Source organism: Melioribacter sulfuriphilus (assembly GCF_051488685.1).
GTDB lineage: Bacteria > Bacteroidota > Ignavibacteria > Ignavibacteriales > Melioribacteraceae > Melioribacter.
The window spans coordinates 103,423-127,051 of the sequence record NZ_JBPSEH010000006.1; the positions used below are offsets into that span (position 1 = coordinate 103,423).

A 23,629-nucleotide genomic window follows, 5' to 3' on the forward strand; every position below is an offset into this window, starting at 1 on the left:
TTAATAGGGAATAGGGATAAGGGATTAGGAGGGGTAGAGGAGAGGTAAGTTTGAGGTTTGTGTTAAATCGATTTTTTTTAAAAAAGACCAGAGTAAATAAAAGCGATTATAAATTGTCGGTTGAAAAATGAAAAAAATTCTAACATTAATGCTTTTGATGGTATGCATGTCTAATGCTCAGGAAAAATTTACAAATCCAATTTTGATGGGTTTTTATCCCGACCCGAGCATATGTAAAGTGGAGGACAACTATTACCTAATAAATTCGTCTTTTGCATATTTTCCAGGAATCCCAATTTTCCAAAGTAAAGATTTGGTCAATTGGAAATTAATAGGCCATGCTCTCGATCGGCAGGAGCAAATGAATACAAACGGACTCGGTGTATCAAGAGGTATTTTTGCTCCTTCCATAAGATATCACAAAGGTATTTTTTATATTACATGTACTCTCGTTGATGCGGGCGGTAATTTTATTATAACTGCAAAAGATCCTTCAGGGCCATGGTCCAATCCGGTTTGGATTCCCGAAATAAATGGTATCGATCCCTCTCCTTTCTTTGACGACGACGGCAAAGCTTATATCGTTTATAATAGTGTAGCTCCTGATGATAAACCATTATACGACGGTCACAGAACAATTAGAATAATTGAGTTTGACCTCAAGAATCTTAAAGTAAAGGGGAAAGAAAAAATTCTTATTAATGGGGGAACCGATTTATCGAAAAAACCGATCTGGATCGAAGGTCCTCATATTTTTAAGAAAGATGGATATTATTATTTAATTGCAGCTGAAGGTGGAACGGGAGATAATCATTCGGAGGTTGTTTTTAGAAGTAAAAGTTTATTCGGTCCTTACGAATCGTACAAAAACAACCCGATACTAACACAAAGACACTTAAACCCGAAGCGGAATAATCCGATAACTTCGACTGGGCACGCAGATTTTGTAATGACAGATGAAGGCAACTGGTGGGCTGTATTTCTGGGGTGCAGACCTTATGATGATGGCTATTATAATACTGGCAGAGAAACTTTTCTTGCACCTGTTAAATGGATTGACGGCTGGCCTGTTATTAATCCCGATTATGAAGAAGTACAATATTTCTATCACTTACCGATTAAACCTGTAACAAATTTTGCTACCCGAAAATATAGCGGCAACTTCAGGTTTGTTGACGATTTTAATGATACTCTATTGTCGGGCGACTGGATTTTTTTAAGAACGCCAGTAGAAAAATGGTACAGTTTGATCGGTAAAGCAGGATATCTTAGAATAAAACTAAGACCCGAAACATGTTCGGGTACCGGAAATCCATCTTTTGTGGGTCACAGACAACAGCATATTAAATGTAGTGTAGAAACTAAAATTAATTTTCGTCCAGAATCTAAATTTGAAAAAGCCGGTATCGTAGTTTTTCAGAACGAGAAGCATTTTTATTATCTGTGTAAATCTCAAAATGACGTCGGAAGCACGATACAACTATTTAAATCAACGAGCAACAATGATATCGAATTGATTGAGGAAAAAATTATTCCCGAAGAAATTCAAAGTGATGATCTATTCTTAAAAATTGTATCCGAAGGAAAAGAATATTCGTTTCACTATGCCTGGAATGAAGGTCAATGGCATTCTTTCAAAAATAAATTGGATGCCTCATTTTTGAGTACCAAAGTTGCTGGTGGATTTGTTGGAGCAGTATTCGGACTTTATGCAACTTCGTCAGGGAAAGAATCGAATAATAAAGCTTTCTACGATTATTTCATCTATAAGGGAAATGACGACGTCTATTATTCGAATGAATAGTGATTCCGGTTTCCTTATTTTTGCTTTAAATAAATTTCATAAAATAATGGCGGTAGCAAAATGGATGATTTAATCAAAAAAATCAGTTATTGTATTGAACGAGGTAAAGTAAACAAGGCTGCTCCATACCCTCCTGATTTGAAGGATCAAGAAGGCGCCGACGAACTTACTATTAAAGCCCTGGACTCAGGAATAAAACCGTTTGAAATTCTGGACGCATGCAATGTCGGTATGAAAATTATAGGTGAAAAATTCAGCAGGAACGAAGTATTTGTACCCGAACTTCTTATGGCAGCCAGGGCAATGCAAGCAGTGATGAATCATCTCAAACCGTATTTTCAAACGGGTGAAGTGAAAAAGAAAGGTAAATTTGTTATCGGTACTGTTGCCGGCGATTTGCACGATATTGGAAAAAATTTGGTAAGCATGGTTGTTGAAGGTAATGGTTGGGAAGTAATAGATCTTGGTGTTGATGTTAAAACGAATAAATTTCTGGAAGTGATAAATAATAACAGAGACTGCACTGTTGGGCTGAGTGCATTGCTTACTACAACAATGGCAAACATGTCCTCCACAGTTGCAGAAATCAAAAAAAATTTTCCAGATATTAAGGTAATTGTAGGCGGCGCTCCAGTAACTAAGGAAGCTGCAATTAAAATGGGCGCCGATGCATACGGCGACAATCCACAACAGGCCGTTGAAGTTCTCGAACAATTTTTGGCAGGGTAAAATGCACTCTTTTATTGAAGCTGTAAAAAGCGGGAAAATACTTATATCCGACGGAGCCTGGGGAACATTTCTATACGAAAAAGGACTTGCTTCGGATGAATGCCCTGAACTCTGGAATTTAACTCACCGCCAGAAAGTATTTGAAATTGCCAAAAGTTACATCGAAGCTGGTTCAGATATGATTCTTACTAACAGCTTTGGCGGTAGTCCCTATAAATTAAAAAGGTATGGTCTGGACGATAGGACATACGAAATCAATAAAGCGGCTGCCGAAATTTCCAGAGAAGCTGCCGGCTATGAGCATTACGTTCTCGGTTCGGTTGGACCAACAGGCGCAATTTTAATGATGGGCGATATTACGGAAGCTGAACTCTTTGAGGGATTTAGACTTCAAATTAAAGGATTGGTAGATGGTGGTGTCGATGCCGTATGTATTGAAACCATGTCCGACATCAACGAAGCACTCATTGCAATTAAAGCTGCCAGGTCGGTGTGCGAATTACCGGTAGTTTGCACTTTTACTTTCGAAAAAACCGTCCACAACGAATACAGAACAATGATGGGGGTAACTCCTGCACAAATGGCTGTCGAATTGAAAAATGCTGGCGCTTCGGTAATTGGCACTAACTGCGGCAACGGCTTCGACCAGATGATTGAAATCGTTAAAGAAATAAGAGCCGTGGAAAAAGAATTACCTCTTCTTGTCCATGCAAATGCCGGGAAACCTATCTTCCAGGATGGAAAGACTGTATATCTTGAGACCCCCGAATCGATGGCTCAAAAGTTAAATCTTCTTATTGAAAGCGGTGCCAATATTATCGGCGGATGTTGCGGTACTACTCCTCGTCATATAGAAGCCTTTGTTAAAAAAATTAAAAAGTAGTACGCATGTTTACGATTAAAAACAACGTGAGCAAAAGTATAATATTGGACCTCGAGCCACAGCAGATTACAATTCAAAAAGAAGAAATCGATTCTGTAATCGGATATAAAAATGCAGAACACCATTTTTCGAATATTGTAAATGAAATTCTTTCATTGTTAACTGATAAAATTAATCCCCGTGCAGGGTATGTAATTATTGATAATATTAATTTCCCCGATAAAAAAAGTATCCAGTTGAACGATACGATTTTTCAAACAGGACCAATTGTTACCAGTCAATTGAAAAATGCCGAATTGATGTTCGTTTTTCTTGCTACCATCGGCGATAAAATAGAAAAATGGATAGAAGAATTACGTAAAGAAGGGGAGCTGGCTTATAGTTATATTGCCGATATAATTGCTTCTGCCGCTGCCGAAAAAACTGCCGATTTCATTCACGATTATATTACAAGAGAAATGGAAAAAAATAATATGGGAGTTTCCAACAGATATAGTCCCGGTTATTGCACTTGGCATGTTAGCGAGCAGCATAAGCTTTTTTCTTTATTCCCGAAAAATTTTTGCGGTGTAACACTCAAAGAATCTGCTCTAATGGTGCCCATTAAATCGATAAGTGGAATTATAGCAGCGGGAAATAAGGTCAAGTGGAAGGATTATTTATGTGATACGTGTAACGTAAAAGACTGTACTTACAGAATTAAAAATAAACAAAAAAGTAATAGTTGAGGAAGTTATGACAGACAATCAATGGGAAATATTGAAAAAAGTAATCAAAGGTGAAAAAGTAGAACCCTTGCCAGTTGGATTTATAATTGACAGTCCCTGGCTACCTAATTGGTATGGAATTAAGATAGTAGAATACTTTGCAAGTGAAGAGCTCTGGTTCGCGGCAAATTTAAAAGCAATCAATCAATTTCCTGACGTAATATTTTTGCCAGGTTTTTGGTCCGAGTATGGAATGTGTACAGAGCCATCGGCATTTGGTGCTCGTTCGTCTTTTCCGCCAAATGAATTTCCGCACGCTCATAAATTGATTAATTCAGCAGATGAAATCGAATCTTTGCATCAACCAAATCCCGTAACAGATGGACTCCTGCCGTTGATGTTAAATCGACTCAAATTATTGCAAAGCAGGATTGAAGAAAATGGCCATAAAATTAGATTTGCTGTAGCACGAGGTCCTTTGAATATTGCCAGTTACTTGATGGGTACTACTGAATTTCTTACCACAATGATGATGATGCCAGGTAAAGCACACGTTTTATTGAGAAAAATTACAGACTTTCTTAAAGATTGGCTTGATTTACAGAGAAAAACTTTCCCATCTATCGACGGAATATTTTTGCTGGATGATATTATAGGATTTATTGGCGAACCTGAATTTAAAGAATTTGCTCTGCCATATTATAAAGAATTATTCAATACGGATGTGTCGATAAAATTTCTGCATAATGACGCACCGTGTAAAGTTTCTGCGCCTTTTTTGAATGAAATGGGAGTTAATTTATTTAATATGGGAATTGATGTTTCGCTTACTGAATTGAAAGAATTAACACAAAATAAAGTTACACTTGTTGGCAATTTACCGCCGCGCGACGTACTTGCCGCCGCTACTCCAGAAGAAGTTGCAGCAGCTACGAAAAAAATGCTCGACGATTTGAAAGATAAATCAAGATTGTTCGCATCATGTGGCGGAGGGATGCCTCCTGGTGTAAAAACAGAGAATATCAATGCGTTCATCAACACCGTTAAAAACTATAAAATATGACAAACAAAGAATCAAAAAGCTCTTACGTTAAAATTACTTCAACAACTCGAGTTTTGTAAATTATTGTTACGGAATTATTGCCATGAAAAAATATCTTATTTTGTTCTTATCCATTTTTATATCATCGTATAAAATTTTCCCTCAGTCAGAAATAAATGATTATAAAGTAGCTGACTGGTTCAATTTTAAAGATGCTGCAATAACATATACGTTTGACGACAATTGTGCTAATCAACTTAAAGAAGTTGTCCCGATGTTTGATCAGTATAATTACAAATTAACTCTTTTTATTGTTACCAATTGGAATCCTGACTGGGAAGGTTTAAGAAAAGCCGCAGCAAATGGACATGAGATTGCCAGTCATACCGTAAGCCATCCTTTTCTCGATCAGATGCCAGAAAATGAACTCGAAAGCGAATTGAAAAATTCCGCTGAGTTAATAGGTGCCAATATCAGAAAAGGAGAGCCTCTTACAATTGCATATCCATATTGCCGCGAGGGCAAATTATCAGTAGTAAAAAAATATTATGTAGCTGCAAGAGGATGTCAGGGTTACATCGAAAATAAGACGCCGTTGGATTTCTATAATATAAGTTCTATAATATGTGGCTCAGAAGGGCCTGTTAAAACTGTTAAGGATTTTAATGACAGAGCTGAAGAAGCAGCAAGACTGAAAGGATGGTGTGTCTACCTTTTGCACGGTATAGATAACGACGGCGGTTATTCGCCTTTGCCCTCTGATACTTTAAGAAAAAGTCTCGATTATCTGAAAAATAATGATGACAGATTCTGGGTCGATAACTTTATTAATGTTGTTAAATATATCAGAGAAAGGAACTGTCTTACGATTAAAGAAAATTACAATAATAACGATACGATTAGCTTTATCGTAACCGATACTTTGAACGATAGCATTTACGATTTCCCGGTGACGATACGCCGTAAAATTCCAGCGGGATGGCAATCATATTCACTGATGAAAAATAATAATGAACTCGCTTCAAAAATAATTAATGAAAATGGACAGAATTATATAGTCTTTAATACAGTGCCGGATAGTTTAGAAATATTACTCATTAAAAATGAAACCACAAATATTAATGACGAACTTATTGACGATAAATTTAAATCCGGTAGGTTGAATACTAACTATCCGAATCCATTTAATCTTACAACAAACATTTCATTTTCTTTAAGTGAACCCGATATTGTAAAACTTACAGTTTATGATATTTTAGGAAGACAGGTAGATTCTGTATCAAAAAATTATTCTTCAGGGTTTCATCGTTTAGTTTATAATGCCAGTAAATTAACAGGTGGTATCTACTTCTACACACTGGATACGAGCAGAGGCAGACTTGGCGTTCGTAAAATGTCGCTATTGAAATAGTAACTGCCAATTAATCCGGAGATGGCATGTCTCGTAAATTATTATTGAATGCTGTATCGATAGCAAATTCGGAACGAAGACGGCTTGTTATGCCGTTGCTCGGTTTTCCGGGAATTAACTTAGTTAAATCAACAATTAAGGTGGCTCAACAAAATTACATTGAGCATTTCAAAGTTTTGTATGCACTATACAATCAATTTCATCCTGATGGAATGTTTCCGTTAATGGATTTATCGCTTGAAGCAAACGCTTTGGGTTGTTATACTCACTTTCCCCCGTACGAATCTGCAACAGTTTTACATACCGATTTTGATGAGTCTACTCTTGAATTTATGAAGAAAATTGAAATTCAAGGAGATTCAAGGGTTTTGAGTTATTGTGCTACGGTAAAAAAAATGTCGGAGAGCTTTGAAAAATCGATAACCTGTGCTTATGTGACGGGTCCATATACTTTAGCAGGTTTAATATTGGGAGCGAGCAGAGCAGCCGAAATGACAATAACAAATCCTGAACTGTTAGATAACCTTTGCCAGATAGCTTACGAAAAAATTAAAGTTTATTCCAGAATGTTAACTGATTCGGGTGCAAAAGTGGTATGTGTTCTCGAGCCAAGCGCTGTTATGTTGGGACCCGAACAATTTATTCGATTCTCTGCCACATATATTAAAAAGATAACTGAGTTTTATGATAATTCTGACATCGCAATTATATACCATATATGTGGAAATTCAATGCATCTGATTGAAGCGATGTGTCAGTCAGGAGTAAATGGATTAAGTATCGATTCGCCTGAAGCGGGTATGAACATTAAGACAGTGTGTAAATTGGCTGGAGAAAATATCCTCGTAATTGGCAATATTAATCCTGCAGGTAAAATATTAAACGGAACATACGAAGAAGTATACAAAGAAACAGAAACGCTCTTAAAAGAAACGGAAGAATTCCCAAACTTTGTATTGAGTACAGGCTGCGATTTGCCTCAGGCAGTACCTATCGAGAATATAAAGGCATTTATGGATGCAGGAAGAAATTATAAATTGCCTTGAAAGTTGCAAAGTTATATACTCGTTCATTAAAAAGCCTTAGAACTTTTTTCATTATTATCAATCAAATTTCTCCTTATGAACGCAAGTTGAATAGTTCTATCCGCTGAAGCAAAATAAATTGAATCCTTCCTTAATAAGCTTAAACAATGCAAGTTCACCTTCGACTGGATTTGTATAAAAAGCTCCCATTTATTTTATATGGCAAAAGTAGATCATTACATTTAGATTTCTTAAGTAGATTTGGCAATCTGGTTAAATTTAATAATCTTTTGCTTTGTATATAGTAAGTATAATAGTGAGCGAAATTTTTTATACAGAAGTTTAATAGTCAATTGTCATCAAATAATTAAAATATACTCAGATCGTGGAGGAGAAATGAAAAGAATTTTAGTAATTGTTCTGTTGGCATTAATTTCAATTAATGTCATGGCGCAGAAAGGTTACAAGCCGACGGAGGAAAATCTTGAAAACCGCGAGTGGTTCAGAAATGCAAAGTTTGGCCTGTTTGTGCACTGGGGAATTTATAGTGTGCTCGGAGATGGTGAATGGGTTATGGAACAACAGAGAATTGATAAGCATACGTACGAAAAAGTTGCGTCGTTTTTCAATCCTGTTGAATTCGACCCGAAAGAATGGGTACAAATGATTAAAGATGCAGGTATGAAATACATCACTATTACAACTCGCCATCACGACGGATTCTCGATGTTCCATACAAAAGAGAGCGATTGGAATATCATCGATAAAACTCCATATAAAAAAGATATCATAAAAATGATTACTGATGAATGCCATAAAGAAGGAATTAAAATATTCTTTTATTATTCCCTCGTCGACTGGTATCATGAAGATTATTATCCGAGGGGTGCAACGGGACATTACAGTGGCAGAGGCGATAAAGGTGACTGGAATAAGTATATCGAATTCATGAAAGCACAGTTAACCGAATTGCTGACTAACTATGGTGAAATTGCAGGTATCTGGTTTGATGGATTATGGGACAAAGAGGATGCTGACTGGAAAATCGACGAAATTTATGAATTGATTCACAGACTGCAACCACAGTGCATGATTGGCAACAATCATCATCATGCCCCAAATGAAGGAGAGGATTTCCAGATGTTCGAAAAAGATTTGCCAGGACAAAATAAATCGGGCTTCAGTAAAGATACAGAAATAAGCAAACTTCCTCTCGAAACATGCGAAACAATTAATAATTCCTGGGGTTTCAATTTGCGGGATAAAAATTATAAATCCGTGAAAACCATTGTGGATTATCTTGTCAAAGCTGCTGGTAACGACGCTAACTTGTTATTGAATGTCGGTCCAATGCCGAATGGTAGAATTCAAAAAGAATTTGTCGATACATTGCGCAGTGTAGGCAAGTGGCTCCAGAAATATGGCGAAACTATCTATGACACAAGAAAAGGCCCAATTGAACCCCACTCGTGGGGAGTCAGCACTCAAAAAGGGAACAGAATTTTTATTCATCTACTCGCACCAGAAGACGAAGTTATCTTTCTGCCATATAGCGGAAGGGATATAAAACATATAAAGTTGTTTGATTCAAACAGGTCACTCGATTACATTCAAAATAAATTGGGAGTTTTAATAAAAATTGCGAAAGATGATTTTCAGCCTTACGACACAATCCTTGTGATTGAAACGAACGATTGACTTAGTGCTTGTTTTTAAAGATGATTGTAAACGTTGTGCCGACTCCTTTCTCACTTTCCACAGATATATCGGCATTATTTATTTCACAATATCTTTTAACTAAAGCGAGACCCAGTCCATTGCCTTCGAATTGTCTGGTGTAACCCCTTTGTTCCTGAGAAAAGGCAGAGAAAAGGTAAGGCAAATATTCTTTTGAAATTCCAATTCCAGTGTCGGAGATTTTGATAGTTACGTTCATTTTATCGTCACGGTAGGCTGCAATTTCTATTTTACCCTTGAAGGTATATTTAATTGCATTGTCTGTTAAATTAATAATTATCTGCGTTAAAGAATATTCATCCGCGTAAACGGTCAAATTAACGTCTTTTACATTCAAGACTAAATCGAGGTTTTTCTTTCTGGCTTTATGTTCAAATTCAAGGAATAATTCATCGAGTAGATTTCCAAGATTAATATCTTTAAAGTGCGTTTCGTAACTTCCAGTTTGCAACTCAGACATATTAAGAATAAGGTCGATTGTTCTTACTATTCTATCGCCGGCTTTATCGATTGATTCAAAACTTTCTTTGAGCAACTGGTCTTTTTCTGAGTCTACTGATTCCCGGATTAAGTCAACAAAATTCAAAATTGTATTTATGGGCGAGCGAATTTCATGCGACATCTGAGCTAAAAATTCACTTTTTAACTTTTCTGAACTTTCCGCTTTCTCTTTTGCTTTAAGTAATTCTTGTTCTATTTCTTTTCGTTCGTTAATTTCACGGATTAATTTTTCATTCAATGTAGTTTTTTCTCTGATGAGAGATTCAAGTTCGCTTTGTCTTTTACGTACGGAATTTATTTTAAGTCTGTAGCTCGTAAAAATAGCAAGCAGAATAACAGACGCTGCAAGTAACCTGAACCACCACGTCTGATAAAATGGTGGATGAATGATAATATTAATCTTAACACCCTTTTCGTTCCAGTATCCAAAGGAATTAGCAGCTTTGATATAGAGCGTATATTTACCCGGCGGTATTCTTGAAAAAACGGCATAGTTCAGATTACCGATATAATACCAGTTATTATCCAGACCTTCCATTTTATACGCATAAGAATTTTTATCGGGCGCCGAGAAATTCATAGCTGCAAATTTGATTGTAAATACATTTTGCTTGTATGTGAGATGTATCTCATTAAGATATGAAATGTGTTTTGGTAAAATAACATTACCGTCTATTTCATCTCCAATCTTGACAGGTGAGTTAAACAATTCAAAATCGGTCAATACAACTTTCGGAGGAATTGTATCGATTATTATTTCGTCAGGTTTAAACATAACCATTCCTTTATTGCCTCCGAAAATAAACTCGCCTGTAGTTTTAAGTTTTACGGCAGAACGGACGTAGTATTCATTGCTCGGCAGTCCGTTGCTTTTGTCGAAATTGATAAATGAGTTATTTGATGGATTGAATTTGGAAATTCCTTTATTTGTACCGATCCACAAATTTCCTTCGAAATCTTCCAGAATGCTCTGAATATTATTGTCAGGCAAACCGTCCTTCTTTGTATAACTCTTGAACGAAATATTTCCTTTTTCATCTGTAATAACTCTGTTTATACCCTGTACAGTTGCAACCCAGAGGTTGCCTCTACTGTCCTCAAATAAACTCAATACTTTATTGTCGCTTATGCTATTGGAATTATTGGGTATATGTTTAAAATGTTTGAAAGTCTTATTCTTGTAATCGAATAAGTCGAGTCCGCTTTCATCAGTACCAATCCATATTCTTCCTTTGCTATCCTGGAATGCGACCCACAAATTGTCGCTTGCAATGCTATTAGTATCGCGAGGATTGTGTTTTAAGTATATGAATGATTTTCTCCTTTTATCATAAATATTCAAACCGCCACCGTATGAAGCAAAAAGAATTTCGCCCGTATTTATCTGAGTAATAGAGAACATAAGATAGCTGCTCAATTGTGGAGTGGTGTAATTGATGAAATTGTTTCTTAAGGGATCGTATCTCGAAACTCCCTGATCTGTTGAAATCCATATTTCTCCATCTCGATCCTGATAAATAGTCCTTATTCTGTTATCGATCAACGAGTGAGAGTCGTCTGCATTATTCGTGAATTTAACAAATCCTTTGCGCGATGGATTAAATCTGTAAACTCCGTTACCGTAAGTTCCAATCCATAAATATCCATTTTTGTCTTCAAGTATGGAATAGATCATTGCAGGATTACCATATGAGTCGTTGTCTGGCAAATTAACGAAACGAAAACGAGATTTTTTAAAATCAAGTTTATTCACCCCTCCGCCGTTTGTTCCAATCCAGATTATTCCACCATTATCCTTGTAAAGTGAGAATACATTATTGCTATTAAGACTGTAGGGATTATTATGCTGATAATGAAAAGAAGTGAATTTTTCTTTCGATTTGTCGAATCTGAACAATCCGTTTATATTTGTTGCAATCCACAAATTACCGTCGTCATCTTCAATGATCGATCTTATTGTTTTATCAGGGCTTTTTGCTGTGAAAGGATTATAATAACGGATGAAGTTATTATTTTTAGAAGAATACCGATGGAGTCCTTCACTTGTACCAAGCCAGAGTTGACCTCTTTTATCTACGAAGAGGGCATTTACAAAATTAGATTGAAGACTGTTATCGTTGCCAGGAATATTAAAATAAAATTCTGAACTGTTATTTTCGGGATTAAACTTGATCAATCCATTCCAGGCACCCACCCAGATAATTCCCGTACTGTCTTCTGCAAGCGAGGTTATATATTCCGAACGTTCGTATTTATGAAAAGGAATAATTTGTGTGTAATCGATGAAACGGTCGGTTTCAAAGTCGTATCTGCATAGGCCTTTTTCTGTACCAATCCATAGCCTTCCTTTTGAATCGTATAATAGTGCTCTAACACGATTAGATATCAAGGGATTATTACTTCTATCTTCTCTTCGATATCTTGAAAATTTATCCTGAGAACGAATATATCGATTCAAACCTTCGCCTAATGAAGCTATCCAGAGGTCTTTGTTTTTGTCCTCAACAATCGAGTAAAACCCCTGGCCCAAAATGCTGGTTGAATCATCTGGATCAGTTTTGTAGACCTTAAAACCAAAACCGTCGTATCTATTGAGACCGTCAAAAGTTCCGAACCATAAAAATCCCTCAGAATCCTGAAAAATACATAATACTGTATTCTGGGAAAGACCATCCTCTGAGGTTAGATGTTCAAAACGATATTCTTGAGCGGTTGTTATTCCAGATTTGAAATAGAGTGTTAAAAAAAATAATATATAAGTAACAGGCAACTGCCCTTTTATGAAATCTATCAAATTGTGCATGCTGTAAAATAGTTATATCTTTATTTATTATCGAGCAAAATTACAATTTATTTTAATGAACTGGATGACTGGGATAAATGTTACAATCTCAATAAATGGAGGAATTATGTTAAGGAAAGTCGTTTTTTTATTTTTATCATTCACTCTGGTTTTTCCACAAACCAAAAGCAATATTTATGATTTCAACGTTAAAGATATCGATGGGAAAGACGTGTCACTAAGTAAGTACAGAGGAAAGGTTTTGTTAATTGTTAACGTAGCCAGTAAATGCGGCTTTACGCCCCAGTATGAAGGACTTCAAAAAATATATGAAAAATATAAAGAGAGAGGGTTTGAGATACTTGCATTCCCGTGCAACGACTTTAATGGCCAGGAGCCAGGTACAAATGAAGAAATTAAAGAATTTTGTACAACAAATTATAATGTTACATTTAATTTGTTCGATAAAATCCACGTACTTGGAAAAAATAAAGCGCCACTTTATGAATTCCTGATTAATTACAACGGGATTGAAACCGGCGACGTAAAGTGGAATTTCGAAAAATTTATTGTTGATAGAAACGGGAAAGTTGTCGCCCGATTTCGCAGCGCTGTAAAACCAGACAGCAGGGAAGTTATCGGACAAATTGAAAAATTACTTAACTGAAAATCAATTAAGTCCCAGTTCCTGCTTAACTTCCTGTTTAGCTGCAATGATGTCTCTGTGACTCAATTTCAGATTGTTAGTTACTAATCTGACTAGATGGTCTTCGTAACGATTTAAGTCTTTGTCTGCAAATATCAAATGCCATATATGTTTGACCAGCGTGTATTTTTCGTCTTCGTTGAGATATTGATTAATAACATTGGTGAATTCATAAATACTTACGCTATGTAACACTGCATCTTCGGCAATATCGAGAAGCTCATGGACTTCTTCGTCGTTTAATTTGAATAATTTTTTTATCGATTTAATTAGGGTTTGTCTTTCGTCGTTTGTAAATTGATTATCCGCTCTTGCAATTTCAAGAAAGATAGAAGCGGCTGCTAATTGTAATTTTTTGTTAGATTTTTGATTCTTTAAGATAGCATCGAGATTCGACATTTAATTTACTCCAATATTCGTATGAAATTTCGTCGGATAATATAAAAAAGATAATTGATAGAATTTTGATTATTTGTAGCTAGAGAGAAAAAATTTTCCCTCACATTTTGAAAACGGCCCAAAAACGAAGGGAATAAATAAATCAATTGAGTAATTTTATTTTTTTTGTTTTAGGCAATTGCTAAAAAAATATTTTTTAATTAAGTTACCATTCCCACGTGAGAGACAGAAGCTCTTAAAGTAATAAACAAGTTTCGTTCACCAATTGATTGGAGAACACATGAAGGTTAATCGTATCTTTACAGTCGAGGGGAAGGACCCTTTTGAATCAATTGAGTTTGTAAAACGTACATCTGAGATTAAAAATCCGGATGGTTCAATAGTCTTCCGAATGGAAGAAGTTACGGTACCTAAAGAATGGTCGCAGGTAGCAACAGATATTATTGCGCAAAAGTATTTCAGAAAAGCGGGTATACCTAAATTGCTTAAAAAGGTAAAGGAAGAAGGGGTGCCCAAGTGGTTGCAGCCCTCTGTACCTGACCTAAAATTAAGTGAATTGCCCGAAAAAGACCGATTTACATCCGAAACCGACGCACGGCAGGTATTTCATCGATTGGCCGGCACATGGACTTACTGGGGCTGGAAAGCTAAATATTTCGATTCAGAAGGGGATGCAAGGGCATTTTACGATGAACTGGTTTATATGCTGGCAAAACAATATGCAGCTCCCAATTCGCCACAATGGTTCAATACAGGGTTAAACTGGGCATACGGCATCAACGGACCAGCTCAAGGCCATTATTATGTCGATTTCCAAACTGGCGAATTAACGCAATCTGAAGATGCATATACACATCCACAGCCACACGCATGTTTTATTCAATCGATAAAAGACGACCTTGTCAACGAAGGTGGTATCATGGATCTCTGGGTACGCGAAGCACGCCTCTTCAAATATGGCTCGGGCACAGGCACAAACTTTTCTGATATCAGAGGAATAAATGAACCTCTCAGCGGTGGCGGTAAATCGTCCGGTTTGATGTCCTTCCTGAAAATCGGCGATAGGTCGGCCGGAGCTATTAAGTCCGGCGGCACTACACGTCGCGCTGCTAAAATGGTAACTCTCGATATCGACCATCCCGATATTGAGGAATATATAAACTGGAAAGTTGTTGAGGAACAAAAAGTTGCAGCGCTGGTGGCAGGTTCGAAAATTTGCAATTTTCACTTAAATAATATAATGAAGGCCTGCTACGAAGAACATCCCGAAAACGACCGTTTTAACAAAAGAACAAATTTAAAACTGAGGAAAGCAGTCATCGAAGCACGCAAGGCAAAAGTTCCCGAAAATTATATCGATCGCGTAATCAAATTAGCCAAGATGGGATTCCGTTCAATCGAATTTCCAATTTATGACACCGACTGGAATTCAGAAGCCTACGCAACCGTTTCGGGGCAGAATTCGAATAACTCTGTACGCGTTTCGAATGATTTTATGAAAGCTGTTTTAAACGACGAAGAATGGAATCTTTACTGGCGCACCGAAAAAAAGAAAGCTGCCAAAGAAGGAAGAAAACCAGTTCCATGCAAGACATTGAAAGCAAGAGACTTGTGGGATCAAATTGCATACGCGGCCTGGTCGTGTGCAGACCCCGGCTTACAATATGACACTACAATTAATGAATGGCACACCTGTCCAAAAAGTGGTAGGATTAGGGCTTCAAATCCATGTAGTGAATATATGTTCCTCGATGATACGGCTTGTAACCTGGCATCTTTAAATCTTGTCCGTTTCTATGACGAAAATAACCATAAATTTAATATCGAAGCTTATCGGCATGCCGTAAGACTCTGGACGATTGTACTGGAAATAAGCGTATTGATGGCTCAATATCCCAGCAAAGAGGTGGCGATAAACAGTTATGAATTCAGAACACTTGGACTGGGTTATGCAAATCTCGGCTCCTTATTGATGCGCCAGGGAATACCGTACGACAGCAAAGAGGCCACTGCAATTACAGGTGCATTGACAGCAATTATGCATATGCATGCTTACGCTACATCGGCTGAAATGGCAAAAGAATTAGGTACATTCAAACGTTATTCTGAAAACAAAGAGGATATGCTGAGGGTAATTCGAAATCATCACCGAGCTGCCTATAATGTACCTGCAAAAGAATACGAAGGACTTTCGATAATTCCGATGGGAATTGACCCTGAATATTGCCCATCCGATCTATTGAAAGCAGCCCGTCAGGATGCCGACCTCGCTCTGGAAATGGGCGAAAAATACGGTTTCAGAAACGCTCAGGTTACCGTTATTGCTCCTACAGGCACAATCGGTTTGGTAATGGACTGCGATACCACAGGAATTGAACCCGATTATGCGCTCGTTAAATTCAAAAAACTCGCAGGTGGAGGTTATTTCAAAATTATTAATCAATCGATTCCTCCTGCGCTCAGAAAACTTGGCTACAACGAAGATCAGATTAAAGAAATCGTTAAATATGCCAAAGGGTCAGGAACCTTAGAAGGATGCCCTTATATCAATCACGAATCCCTTAAAGCAAAAGGTTTTACTGAAGAAATACTGAACAAAATTGATAATATACTTCCCACTGTATTCGAAATCAGCTTCGCATTCAATAAATATACCTTAGGTGAAAAGTTCTTGAAAGAACAGCTCGGTTTTACCGAAGAGCAAATTAATGACATTGAATTCGATTTATTGACTGAACTCGGCTTTACACGTGAAGAAATTTCGGCAGCCAACGATTACGTTTGTGGTACAATGACAATTGAAGGTGCCCCTTTTCTTAAATACGAGCATTATCCCGTTTTTGACTGTGCCAATAAGTGCGGCAAAAGGGGAACTCGTTTTATAAAGCCAGAAGCTCATATAAGAATGATGGCGGCCGCTCAACCTTTTATTTCCGGTGCAATTTCCAAAACCATAAATCTACCGAACTCAGCTGAAATCGAAGATATTAAAAATGCATATATGCTGTCGTGGAAACTTGGATGTAAAGCCAATGCACTCTATCGCGATGGTTCCAAGCTTTCACAACCTCTTAATACTATGACCGAAGAGGAAATTGAGGAAATTCTCGAAAAGAAAGAAGAAAACGATATTGTAAAGATTGCGGAAAAAATTATTCACCGATATATTGCCAAAAGAAGAAGACTGCCCGACAGAAGAACCGGTTATACCCAAAAAGTGAAGATTAACGGACAATCGGTTTATCTTCGTACGGGAGAATATGAAAATGGACAGCTCGGCGAAATCTTTATTGATATGCACAAAGAAGGAGCTGCATTCCGAAGTCTTTTGAATTGTTTTGCCATCTCAATTTCCCTCGGATTACAGCACGGTGTACCTCTCGAAGAATTTGTGGACGCATTTGTATTTACTCGTTTCGAACCGAGTGGTATTGTAACTGGTCACCGCAGAATTAAAATGGCAACTTCTGTAATCGATTATATTTTCAGAGAACTGGCTGTCACTTATCTCGGTAGAAACGACCTGGCGCATGTCGACGAAGAAGAAGTAGCGGGTAATCGGAAACAAGCCGCTGCTTCCTGCCGTACTATTGTCGAAACCGACTATGTCGACGAGGAAGTGGTTAGTGAAAGAATGGTAGAACTCGATAAAAATTCAGAAAAAGACAATGGCAAATGGACTTCCTCTCCTAAGGTGGAAGACAAAATTAAAATGATTTCGCGTAACGATCCTGTAGCCAAAGCACGCGAACAAGGATACACCGGCGATATTTGTCCCGAATGCCAGAGCATGACGATGGTACGTAACGGAACTTGTTTGAAATGCACTACTTGCGGAGCTACTACCGGCTGCAGTTGATTTTTTTTACGAAGGGGGGCATATTGCCCCCTTTTTTATTTTTATAAAGGATTACGAGATTTTTTATATTTACCCAGTTCATTTTGATTATGTCCATTTTAATTGACTTTTTACCCTAAAAGGGATAGTTTTTCAGTCTTGATTTAGAATTATGATTGCCGAAAATATTAAAAATATACTGGATCGAATTGAGAGAGTATGCAATCGTTGCGGGCGCAGCTCAACGGAAATTAAGTTAATCGGCGTTACTAAAACCGTTCCTGAAGAAACTATTATCGAAGCTTATAATGCCGGGCTCAAAGTATTTGGCGAAAATAAAGCCCAGGAATTAAAAGACAAAGCAGATAATCTTGCCGATTACAGCGATATTGAATGGCATTTTATCGGCCATCTGCAGACGAACAAAGTTAAGTACGTTATTGATAAAGCCGAATATATACATTCGGTCGATTCGTTGAAACTTGCTGAAGAAATTGAAAAAAGAGCACAGAAAATTTCGAAAATCCAGAACGTTCTACTGGAAATTAAAACCTCTGAAGAAGTTTCCAAATTCGGATTGACAGATACGGATGAAATCTATCGCTTAGCAGAATTTTGTAAAAAATCTGCAAATTTAAAACTAACGGGTTTAATGACTATTGCTCCTTTTACAGATGACAAAAAGATCGTCCGAAATGCATTTATAAATTTGAAAAAGTTAAAAGAAAAATTGACAAGCGACGGTTTTGAAATGACTGAACTGTCGATGGGTATGACGAGCGACTTTGAAATTGCTATTGAAGAAGGAGCAACGATGGTACGGATTGGAACGGCAATTTTTGGAGAGAGGAGTAAATAAAAATGAAGTTTACTCCTTACGGCATAAAGAATCAGGAATTTAATAAATCCGTCAGAGGTTACGACAGAGACGAGGTTAAAGCCTTTTTGGAACGATTGGCCGATGAGTTTGAAAAAATATCAAGTGAAAACGAAAAATTGCAAAAAGAACTCGAGTTGAAGGAGGAACAATTAACTGAGTATAAAAGACTCGAAAAAAATTTGCAGGCAGCGCTGCTAAGTGCGACTGAAACAACATCAAAAGCGGTCGATTCTACAAAAAAGCAAACCGCATTAATGATTAAAGAAGCGGAAATTAAAGCTACCCAAATGATCGAAAAAGCCAAAGCAAGCGCAGATGCATTGAGAGAGTCAATAGTTAAACTGAGAGAAGAAAAAAAATTGTTGATTTCAAAATTAAAAGCTATGGTCGATACACAATCCAATTTAATGGAAATGATAGCTGATAAAAATAAAACAATGCCGGATCTTAAATTGAGGAGAGAAATAAAAGACGATTCCCAAAAGGAAGAGCAAACCGATATTAACGTAGACGATATACTGGAGAAGTTGCTATGAGTAAACTTATCGAAAATATTAATGAAACTTTGAATGTTATAAAAAAATATACGGATAAGAAATACGAAGTGGGGATCATCTTAGGAACTGGATTGGGTGGTCTGGTAAAAGAAATTGATGTCGAACATACGATCGACTATGGCGAACTACCTCACTTCCCACTTTCAACTGTAGAGTCGCATCAGGGAAAATTGATCTTCGGCAAAATCGGTAACAAAAACGTCGTTGCAATGCAGGGGAGATTTCATTACTACGAAGGATACTCCATGAAGCAAATTACTTATCCTGTTCGTGTAATGAAATTTCTCGGAGTTAAATATTTAATGGTTTCAAATGCATGCGGAGGCATGAATCCTCTTTTCAAAAGAGGAGACATAATGTTGATTGTCGACCATATAAATTTATTGGGCGATAATCCTTTAATCGGTCCGAATGAAGACCAGTTAGGACCGAGATTTCCAGATATGAGCGAGCCTTACAGCAAGGAATTAATAAAATTAGCGGAAGAAGCGGCTTTGAGAAATAAAATACGAATTCAAAAAGGGGTTTATGTGGCTGTCCCCGGACCAAATTTAGAAACTCGAGCAGAATACAGATTTTTGAGAACAATCGGCGCCGACGTCGTTGGAATGTCTACCGTTCCTGAAAATATAGTTGCCAATCACATGGGAATGAAGGTACTGGGTATAAGTATTATCACAGACGAATGTTTTCCCGAAGCTCTCAAACCGGTATCATTGGATGAAATTCTGCAAGCAGCAAACGAAGCTGAACCGAAAATGACTTTGATAATGAAGGAAGTGATCGAAGCATTATGACAGAAAGAAAAAATATCTATTATGCAACACCGGGATTATTGGCTGTAATAATTTTTGCGTCGGATTTTTTGAGTACTGAAATATTCAAGTCGGGTTATCAAGATTTTTCTGTATGGTTTCTTCTCTCGCTCTTTGCATTTGTATGCGGATGGCTTATTAATAAGACACTCGGTTATAATCATGGAGGCAAAGTTATTTTTGCAGTGATAATTTCTGTTTCATTCATAAGCGTTGTTATGATAACGATGTTCAGGGAATATTTCGGTCTTAATGATCTGCTGGTTGAAAACATGATTCTTTATTTGTTGCGAAACGTTATGCTTGGCTCGATGGCACTATTTGGGATGGTCACGTGTGAACTTTTAATCATGCAGCGCGATAAAATAGCTGGAGCAAAAAGTCGGGATGAGATTAAAAATTTACTTCAATCGGCTAAAAGAGAAGCTGATATTATAATCGACGAAGCTAAAATTGCTGCCGACAAAATTATATACGAAGCTCAAAAAACAGCCGACGAAATTATCAGTCGTAAAAATCAGCTCGAAATGCAATTGAAAGAATTAATTGCAACTGAAAAAGAATTAATCAAAAAATATGAAGCAGAAGAATAGTTACTCATTAATATAGAGATAAAAGATGTTCAAGCAATTTGATGAAAAAATAAGTTACCCGAAAATCGAAGAAAAAATTCTCAAGTACTGGAAGGAGAATAAAATATTCGAGAAAAGCATCGAAACAAGGAATAAAAATTTTCATTTCACGTTTTATGAAGGTCCTCCAACTGTAAATGGCAAACCGGGCATTCATCACGTGATGGCACGTACGCTGAAAGACCTCGTCTGCCGTTATAAAGCCATGAAAGGATTTCGAATTCAACGTAAAGCTGGGTGGGATACTCATGGTCTTCCTATCGAGATTGCACTCGAAAAAGAACTCGGATTTACTCAAAAGTCGGACATCGAAAAATACGGCGTCGGCAAGTTCAATAAAAAGGCGAAAGAACTTGTTTACCATCATATCGAAATGAAGGAAGGATGGCGCACACTTACCGAAAGAATGGGCTACTGGATTAACCTCGACGACCCGTATATTACATGTACAAATGAATATATTGAATCGGTATGGTGGGCACTGTCAGAATACTTTAAAAAAGGATTGATCTACAAGGGCTTCAAGATTGTTCCGCAATGCCCACATTGTGAAACTCCTCTGTCGTCGCATGAACTTGCACTTGGCTATAAAGATGTACGTGATCCGAATGTTTATGTAAAGTTCAAACTGAAAGACGAGGACGCATCGGTACTTGTATGGACAACTACGCCGTGGACGCTTATTTCGAACGTGGCTTTAGCAGTTGGAGAAGAGATCGATTATGTTAAAATTAAGACAGAGAATCACGGTGTGCTCTACCTGGCAAAAGCTCGACTCTCGGTTATAACTGAAAATTATGAAATACTGGCAGAGTTGAAGGGCAAAGACCTACTCAACAGGGAATATATTCCGTTATTCAATTACATAAAGGTTAATAAAAAAGCGTGGTACATTATAGCAGGAGATTTTGTTAGTACAGAAGACGGTTCGGGAGTGGTGCATATAGCCCCTGCTTTCGGCGCTGACGACTATGAAGTTTCTATTAAATACGATCTTCCATTTATTCAACCTGTTACTAAAAACGGTCGTTTTACTGACGAAGTTACAGATTTTGCAGGTAGGCTGATTAAGTCAATTAAATTCGAAACGCACGAAGAAAAAGGAGTCGATCCGGATATCATTAAAAATCTTAAAGAAAGAGGATTGATTTACAGAGCAACAACGGATTATCTTCACTCATATCCTCATTGCTGGCGATGCGACAATCCTTTAATTTATTATGCCAGAGACAGCTGGTATATTAGAACCACACAGATAGCACACAGAATGATAGAACTCAACAAAACAATTAATTGGCATCCACCAGAAGTTGGTGCCGGTCGATTTGGAAATTGGCTGGAAGAAAATAAAGACTGGTCGCTATCTAGAGATAGATATTGGGGAACCCCGCTTCCAATCTGGATTAACGAAGATGGGGAGATGTTTGCAGTTGGTTCAATTGCTGAATTGAAGGAAGGCTTTGTAATTAGGGACGGCAAGAAAATTGCTGTAAAAGATTTACCAGATGACGAAATCGATTTGCATAAACCATTTGTTGATGAAATCAAGTTCGAAAAAGGAGGGAAGATCTATTCCAGAACTCCGGAATTGATCGACGTCTGGTTCGATAGCGGTGCCATGCCCTTCGCACAATTTCATTATCCCTTTGAAAATAAAGAATTATTCGAACAAAATTACCCTGCAGATTTTATTTGCGAGGGCATCGATCAAACACGTGGCTGGTTCTATACTTTGCATGCAATTGGTACGATGCTATTCGACAGCATTACTTTTAAGAATGTTATTGTAAATGAACTTGTGCTCGATAAAAATGGACTTAAAATGTCCAAATCGAGGGGCAATACAGTCGATCCCTTTGCTTTGTTTGAAAAATACGGGGCCGACTCAACCCGATGGTATCTGGTAACCATAAGTCCACCATGGAAACCAACTTTGTTCGACGAAGATGGCATTGTAGAAGTACAGAGAAAATTTTTCGGAACGCTTGTCAATACCTATTCCTTCTTTGCACTCTATGCAAACATCGACAAATTTACTCATCAAGAAGAAATAATCCCTTACGAAGAGCGTCCAGAAATTGATAGATGGATTATATCCAAATTAAATGCGCTCGTGGAAGAATACGAAAAATATATGGAAGATTACGAGGTTACCAAAGCCGCCAGAGCTTTATCGAATTTTACTATCGACCAATTATCCAACTGGTACGTAAGGAGAAACAGACGCAGATTCTGGAAATCGGAAATTAACAAAAATAAATTATCAGCTTATCAAACATTATATGAATGTTTAATTACCGTTTCAAAATTAACAGCTCCATTTGCTCCGTTTATCGCCGAAGAGATCTATCTTAATCTGAATGAGGTAACGAAAAAAGAAGATTTTGAGTCGGTACATCTGGCATATTATCCAAAATCGGGTTACAGAGACAAAGCGCTCGAAACAAAAATGGACGTAGCTCAGAGGGTTGTTTATCTTGCTCGTTCGATCAGAGCAAAAAATAATCTTAAAGTACGTCAGCCGCTACGGAAGATGATGGTCTATGTCGATAAAGATTTACGTGATGCGCTCACTAAAATGAAAGATGTGGTTCTTGAGGAGGTTAATATCAAAGAAATGGTAATTCTCGAAGACGACGCTGGTATAGTAAACAAAAGTGCAAAACCGAATTTCAAAACGATTGGTCCAAAATTTGGAAAACTCGTAAAAAAATTGGCGGAAAAAATTAAAGAACTCGATAAAGAGTCGATTAAACTTATTGAAAAAGGAGAAACAGTTGAGATTGACGTCGAAGGTGAAAGGGTGTCGATCGGTAAAGAAGACGTGGAAATTGTAAGCAGCGAGATCGAAGGCTGGCTCGTAGAGACGGAAGAAGGAGTAACAGTCGCAATTGACACTGAACTGACAGAGGAACTTATTGCAGAAGGTTATGTAAGAGAATTCGTCAATAGAGTTCAGAACATGAGAAAAGATCTCGATTTTGAGGTAACCGACAGAATCGATCTTTATGTTGACGGCGACGAAAAGTTAATTAAATATTTGAGCAATTTTAACGATTATATATCAAATGAAGTCCTTGCAAAAACGATTAAATTTAATGCTGAAGGCGGTAATGTTCAAGAATGGGAATTGGGAGATTTCAGGTGCAAGATCGGTATTGAAAAAGCAATAACTTAGTAA

At 37.3% G+C, this 23,629-nt stretch carries 17 protein-coding genes; 15 read left to right on the plus strand and 2 right to left on the minus strand.

Features of this window, described 5'->3' with window-relative positions:
• Positions 1-127: 127 nt before the first annotated feature.
• The 8 genes from ACSSV9_RS09390 to ACSSV9_RS09425 all read left to right on the plus strand — a co-directional run bounded on the left by ACSSV9_RS09390 (position 128) and on the right by ACSSV9_RS09425 (position 9,299).
• A complete protein-coding gene (locus ACSSV9_RS09390; RefSeq protein WP_437346993.1) occupies positions 128-1,804 on the plus strand; it encodes a glycoside hydrolase family 43 protein in 1,677 nt (558 codons plus the stop codon).
• Between the two features lie 60 nt (positions 1,805-1,864).
• Entirely contained in the window at positions 1,865-2,533 is a 669-nt protein-coding gene (locus tag ACSSV9_RS09395; protein WP_437346994.1) for a cobalamin B12-binding domain-containing protein, read from the plus strand.
• Between the two features lies 1 nt (position 2,534).
• Positions 2,535-3,416 carry a homocysteine S-methyltransferase family protein gene (locus tag ACSSV9_RS09400; protein WP_437346995.1) on the plus strand — a complete coding sequence of 294 codons (882 nt, stop codon included), beginning with the start codon at positions 2,535-2,537 and terminating at the stop codon, positions 3,414-3,416.
• Positions 3,417-3,442: 26 nt separating this feature from the next.
• Positions 3,443-4,144 carry a vitamin B12 dependent-methionine synthase activation domain-containing protein gene (locus tag ACSSV9_RS09405; RefSeq protein WP_437346996.1) on the plus strand — a complete coding sequence of 234 codons (702 nt, stop codon included), beginning with the start codon at positions 3,443-3,445 and terminating at the stop codon, positions 4,142-4,144.
• Positions 4,145-4,151: 7 nt separating this feature from the next.
• Complete coding sequence (locus ACSSV9_RS09410) at positions 4,152-5,186, plus strand: uroporphyrinogen decarboxylase family protein (protein ID WP_437346997.1); 1,035 nt, start codon at positions 4,152-4,154, stop codon at positions 5,184-5,186.
• Between the two features lie 82 nt (positions 5,187-5,268).
• Positions 5,269-6,576 (plus strand): polysaccharide deacetylase family protein, encoded by a 1,308-nt coding sequence (locus ACSSV9_RS09415; RefSeq protein ID WP_437346998.1) that lies wholly within the window; start codon positions 5,269-5,271, stop codon positions 6,574-6,576.
• A gap of 26 nt (positions 6,577-6,602) precedes the next feature.
• A complete protein-coding gene (locus ACSSV9_RS09420) occupies positions 6,603-7,622 on the plus strand; it encodes a uroporphyrinogen decarboxylase family protein (protein WP_437346999.1) in 1,020 nt (339 codons plus the stop codon).
• Positions 7,623-7,997: 375 nt separating this feature from the next.
• Entirely contained in the window at positions 7,998-9,299 is a 1,302-nt protein-coding gene (locus tag ACSSV9_RS09425; RefSeq protein WP_437347000.1) for an alpha-L-fucosidase, read from the plus strand.
• Position 9,300: 1 nt separating this feature from the next.
• Here ACSSV9_RS09425 and ACSSV9_RS09430 read toward each other — a convergent pair whose 3' ends face one another.
• Positions 9,301-12,642, minus strand: coding sequence for a sensor histidine kinase (locus ACSSV9_RS09430; protein ID WP_437347001.1), 3,342 nt, complete (start codon positions 12,640-12,642; stop codon positions 9,301-9,303).
• A 106-nt stretch (positions 12,643-12,748) separates the two neighbouring features.
• On the opposite strand from ACSSV9_RS09430, the gene ACSSV9_RS09435 reads away from it, so the two are divergent.
• Positions 12,749-13,288: a glutathione peroxidase gene (locus ACSSV9_RS09435; RefSeq protein ID WP_437347002.1), complete on the plus strand. Its 540-nt coding sequence runs from the start codon at positions 12,749-12,751 to the stop codon at positions 13,286-13,288.
• Between the two features lie 3 nt (positions 13,289-13,291).
• Here ACSSV9_RS09435 and ACSSV9_RS09440 read toward each other — a convergent pair whose 3' ends face one another.
• Entirely contained in the window at positions 13,292-13,726 is a 435-nt protein-coding gene (locus ACSSV9_RS09440; protein ID WP_437347003.1) for a tellurite resistance TerB family protein, read from the minus strand.
• A 280-nt stretch (positions 13,727-14,006) separates the two neighbouring features.
• Between ACSSV9_RS09440 and ACSSV9_RS09445 the strand changes: the two genes are divergently transcribed.
• From ACSSV9_RS09445 to ileS, 6 genes are all read left to right on the plus strand, one after another.
• Entirely contained in the window at positions 14,007-17,585 is a 3,579-nt protein-coding gene (locus ACSSV9_RS09445; RefSeq protein ID WP_437347004.1) for a vitamin B12-dependent ribonucleotide reductase, read from the plus strand.
• A gap of 151 nt (positions 17,586-17,736) precedes the next feature.
• A complete protein-coding gene (locus ACSSV9_RS09450) occupies positions 17,737-18,423 on the plus strand; it encodes a YggS family pyridoxal phosphate-dependent enzyme (protein ID WP_437347005.1) in 687 nt (228 codons plus the stop codon).
• 2 nt (positions 18,424-18,425) lie between these two features.
• Positions 18,426-18,980 carry a DivIVA domain-containing protein gene (locus ACSSV9_RS09455; protein WP_437347006.1) on the plus strand — a complete coding sequence of 185 codons (555 nt, stop codon included), beginning with the start codon at positions 18,426-18,428 and terminating at the stop codon, positions 18,978-18,980.
• A complete protein-coding gene (locus ACSSV9_RS09460; RefSeq protein ID WP_437347007.1) occupies positions 18,977-19,798 on the plus strand; it encodes a purine-nucleoside phosphorylase in 822 nt (273 codons plus the stop codon). Before ACSSV9_RS09455 ends, ACSSV9_RS09460 begins: the two co-directional genes overlap by 4 nt.
• Positions 19,795-20,409 (plus strand): hypothetical protein, encoded by a 615-nt coding sequence (locus ACSSV9_RS09465; RefSeq protein WP_437347008.1) that lies wholly within the window; start codon positions 19,795-19,797, stop codon positions 20,407-20,409. Before ACSSV9_RS09460 ends, ACSSV9_RS09465 begins: the two co-directional genes overlap by 4 nt.
• A 25-nt stretch (positions 20,410-20,434) precedes the next feature.
• Positions 20,435-23,626 carry an isoleucine--tRNA ligase gene (ileS, locus tag ACSSV9_RS09470; protein ID WP_437347009.1) on the plus strand — a complete coding sequence of 1,064 codons (3,192 nt, stop codon included), beginning with the start codon at positions 20,435-20,437 and terminating at the stop codon, positions 23,624-23,626.
• Positions 23,627-23,629 lie beyond the last annotated feature (3 nt).

Bases quoted from the DNA above. Each gene is read 5' to 3' on its own strand.
- ACSSV9_RS09390 (WP_437346993.1), top strand. From the start codon at position 128: ATGAAAAAAATTCTAACATTAATGCTTTTGATGGTATGCATGTCTAAT.
- ACSSV9_RS09395 (WP_437346994.1), top strand. From the start codon at position 1,865: ATGGATGATTTAATCAAAAAAATCAGTTATTGTATTGAACGAGGTAAA.
- ACSSV9_RS09400 (WP_437346995.1), top strand. From the start codon at position 2,535: ATGCACTCTTTTATTGAAGCTGTAAAAAGCGGGAAAATACTTATATCC.
- ACSSV9_RS09410 (WP_437346997.1), top strand. From the start codon at position 4,152: ATGACAGACAATCAATGGGAAATATTGAAAAAAGTAATCAAAGGTGAA.
- ACSSV9_RS09415 (WP_437346998.1), top strand. From the start codon at position 5,269: ATGAAAAAATATCTTATTTTGTTCTTATCCATTTTTATATCATCGTAT.
- ACSSV9_RS09420 (WP_437346999.1), top strand. From the start codon at position 6,603: ATGTCTCGTAAATTATTATTGAATGCTGTATCGATAGCAAATTCGGAA.
- ACSSV9_RS09425 (WP_437347000.1), top strand. From the start codon at position 7,998: ATGAAAAGAATTTTAGTAATTGTTCTGTTGGCATTAATTTCAATTAAT.
- ACSSV9_RS09430 (WP_437347001.1), bottom strand. From the start codon at position 12,642: ATGCACAATTTGATAGATTTCATAAAAGGGCAGTTGCCTGTTACTTAT.
- ACSSV9_RS09435 (WP_437347002.1), top strand. From the start codon at position 12,749: ATGTTAAGGAAAGTCGTTTTTTTATTTTTATCATTCACTCTGGTTTTT.
- ACSSV9_RS09440 (WP_437347003.1), bottom strand. From the start codon at position 13,726: ATGTCGAATCTCGATGCTATCTTAAAGAATCAAAAATCTAACAAAAAA.
- ACSSV9_RS09445 (WP_437347004.1), top strand. From the start codon at position 14,007: ATGAAGGTTAATCGTATCTTTACAGTCGAGGGGAAGGACCCTTTTGAA.
- ACSSV9_RS09450 (WP_437347005.1), top strand. From the start codon at position 17,737: ATGATTGCCGAAAATATTAAAAATATACTGGATCGAATTGAGAGAGTA.
- ACSSV9_RS09455 (WP_437347006.1), top strand. From the start codon at position 18,426: ATGAAGTTTACTCCTTACGGCATAAAGAATCAGGAATTTAATAAATCC.
- ACSSV9_RS09460 (WP_437347007.1), top strand. From the start codon at position 18,977: ATGAGTAAACTTATCGAAAATATTAATGAAACTTTGAATGTTATAAAA.
- ACSSV9_RS09465 (WP_437347008.1), top strand. From the start codon at position 19,795: ATGACAGAAAGAAAAAATATCTATTATGCAACACCGGGATTATTGGCT.
- ileS (WP_437347009.1), top strand. From the start codon at position 20,435: ATGTTCAAGCAATTTGATGAAAAAATAAGTTACCCGAAAATCGAAGAA.